Below are 3,285 nucleotides of genomic sequence, written 5' to 3'. Positions count from 1 at the left end.
AATGTACTGTAAAACCCGATCACATTATGCAGATCATAGTTCTTACGATGCCCCGGAGTTGCTTTGGGCCAGCGGATCCAAAACAGATTTTTAGCACGTTTAAAGTTTCCCGGCCACCACAAAACCAAACCGGTAATGAGCAGCACAACAAAAACCAAGGTGCTCCACCCGACGATGGGCTGTCCGATGGGTGTAGTCAGCAACAAGCTCCAATGCAGAAACTTGACGATGTTGAAAAAATCCATTTTCTCATCATAAGTTCCTAAAATTTTACCACTGTACGGATCGACATACACCGATTCATAGTGCTCAATCATGCCAAAATAAGTGACCGCGTCGGCATTGCTCTGGTAGCTTGAAAACACCCAGCTTTTCCGGGGATCATTCGATATGGTCGCCCAGCCAATCGTCTTCCCGTCACCCAAATGCTTCTCGGCCTGCTTCCAAGCCTTACTTACCGGGATCATTTCTCCTGACTGCTGCTCGGTATACATAGCCTCTTTTCTAAGCAGACCGCTAATTTCTTTGCTAAACACATAGATGCATCCTGTCAGCGAGACAATTAGAACAACGATTCCCGAAGCCAAGCCCAGCCAAAGATGTATTTTTCCTATCAGCGACTTCATCATTGTGCCATTTTATATTTGTATTTGATTTCCACCATCCTGCTCTTGTTAAAACTTGTAAGCCACATTCAACCGAAAGTTAGTACCTGGCTCCGACTGCCAGTAAACATAGGTAGCATAAGCGCTTCCTGAGTACAAATACTCATTCAGCAAATTGTTCACATTCAGCCCAATTGAAAAATCATCATTAGCCCAGCTAATGGCACCATCCAACCGGAAGTAATCGGGCAGTACCGATTCATTTGCTGCACCCCAGCTCCACGAGGACCGATCGACCTGGTACTGATAACCCAACGCCAGCGAAAGACCGTTCATACCGGAGTTTTTAAATTGATATTTTAACCAGCCGTTGGTCATGTGCTTGGCATGCCCCGCCAAACGTGTTCCAACAACATCCGGATTGGTGTCTTCGGTCACTTCAACATTCGTATTGGCATAGTTTAAAATCAGGCTAAGTCCCCGGGCAATTTCACCCTGAATATCAAATTCAACACCTTTTGACTGAGCCTCGCCCAGCTGAATGCTAAAATTAATGTCTTCCGGATCGGTGGTCAGCACATGGTTTTTGGTAATCTGGTAAAAGGTCAGCGATGAATTCCACCGCCCATCGGCCCATTGCCTTTTTATTCCAGCCTCCAGATCATTCGCTTCAACCGGATCAAAAGCATTTCCGCTCTTATCCGTTCCCGACTGGGGAATAAAAGACTGATCATACAAACCATAAATGGAAGTCTGCGCATCAAGCGAAAAACTCAAGCCCACACGCGGTGTAAAAACTTCATCCGATGTTATTCCACCATAAACCTCCGATTGATAGGTCGTATAGCGCCCGGCAAGCGTTAAACGCAGGCGATCATTAAAAAAGCCTAACTCATCCTGAATATACAGGGCTGAATAACGAAGCTCCTGACTCGCCGGATAACTTCCAAAGGCGCGTTGGCGAATGCTCATGGTCCGGTCAAAAACCGGCATGGCAGAGGAAGGCACAAAATGAACCGGATCATCATACGACAACGGATTGTCCGGTCCGCCCAATGCGCCACCCTGGAACCAGTCAGCAAAATATTCCTTTGAGCCCAGGTCGAGCCCCGCAAGAACGCGGTGGTGCACCGATCCGGTTCGCACATCACCATTCACAAACACTTGGCCGAGCTTGGCATTGCTAATCGCATCCCAAACACTTAATCCCCGGTAAATTCCTTCAGTCTTAACAGAATCGGGCCACAAGGAGCTTCCCACCAGCTTATAATCCAAATAGGACAATTTGGCTGTCAAGTCCCAATTTGGGTTCAGTTGATGATTGAAATCCAAAAAGGCATTGTGTTCACGAATATTGGATGGATCGATATTTGGTTCACCCAAGGTATAATCGCGGGGCAAACTCGCAAAATCGTCTGTAGAAAATACATAAGCAGCGCCAATCACCGACATTTGCGAATGTTGATACAGGTATTGAGCGGTTAATGAACTCCGCTCGTTAATCTGATACTTTATTGACGGTGCAAAAGTGTAGCGGTCGTTGTACTCGTAAGCCCGGTGCGACTGCTTCATCGATCCCATCAAATTCAGACGATAGAGGAGTTTGCCGTCGTCACTCAATTTTCCGCCAAGATCAGCAGTGGCACGAAGGGTATTGAACGATCCGAACAGGAGCGAAACTTCATTCACCGGATTGTCTTGCGGTGCCTTGGTGACCACATTGTAAAAACCACCCGGTTCGCCGGATGACAACATAAAACCTGCCGGTCCCTTCACAAACTCAATGCGCTCAACCACTGAAAGGTCTTCAGTCAGAGGTCCCCAAGGCAAATCAACGTTCAGTCCATTTCGAAAAGCCGGCAACTTAAACCCACGCATATTAATCCGGGCAAAGCTTCCCCAATGTTCAATCATCATTGCCCCGCTGGTATTCCGGGTAACACTCTCCAGCATGTCAATCACCTGTTGGTCAGCCAGCAGATCCTTAGTTATTACTTGAACATTCTGGGACAATTCCAGCAAGGGAGTTGAAATTTTCAAGGCCTTCGACGGCTGGTCGCTAATGTAATTGGAATAAAATGAGCCGGTAACCACGACTTCTGCCAATTCTTCATTACTTTCCTCCATCACGATATCCGGAACCACCGTTTCCTGACCTGCTACTACGGTAACCGGAACTCGTTTTGTGGCCAATCCAATAAATGACGCTTTTAAGAAATAACTGCCGGCACCTATATTTCGGATCTCATAATATCCATCTGCATTCGTCAGGGTTCCTTTGGTCGTTCCTTCCAGTCCGAGATTAATCAAAGACCCTTCATATTCTTCTGAAGTAACAATTTTCCCACTTAAGGTTCCGGTTTGAGCATATATTGATGTGATGACAAGAAGCAAGGTCATCACGCTGTAGAATTTTTTCATGTATTTAACTTTTTTGCATTATGAATAAATTTTGATTAGCAAAAGTAGAGTGAACGACTTATTGCCGCAATCCCAAGAAATGGTGATTTAAGCATAGAAAAATGATCCGCTCAATCAAATTTCCAAATCTATTTAACGATTTATAAAACTAATTGAGTAATTTTGTTGCTCAATTTGCTGACACGTTGTAGGTGTCGGTTTTTCTTTTTCACACCTATAATGTGCTCAGCCAAATGGGACTGAGGAGGCGAAGCTGTAA

Annotated in this window: 2 protein-coding genes; both read right to left on the bottom strand. The window is 45.5% G+C overall.

Annotated features, from left to right (window positions below):
• Positions 1–629 (bottom strand): PepSY-associated TM helix domain-containing protein (locus AAC033_RS18740; RefSeq protein WP_339741026.1); only part of this gene is annotated, 629 nt, incomplete at its 3' end.
• 45 nt (positions 630–674) lie between these two features.
• A complete protein-coding gene (locus AAC033_RS18735; protein WP_339741024.1) occupies positions 675–3,026 on the bottom strand; it encodes a TonB-dependent receptor in 2,352 nt (783 codons plus the stop codon).
• Positions 3,027–3,285: the final 259 nt, after the last annotated feature.

Source organism: uncultured Sunxiuqinia sp. (genome assembly GCF_963974515.1).
GTDB lineage: Bacteria > Bacteroidota > Bacteroidia > Bacteroidales > Prolixibacteraceae > Sunxiuqinia.
The sequence above is the reverse complement of the archived record's forward strand: the minus strand, read 5'-3'. Positions and strand labels throughout refer to the sequence as shown.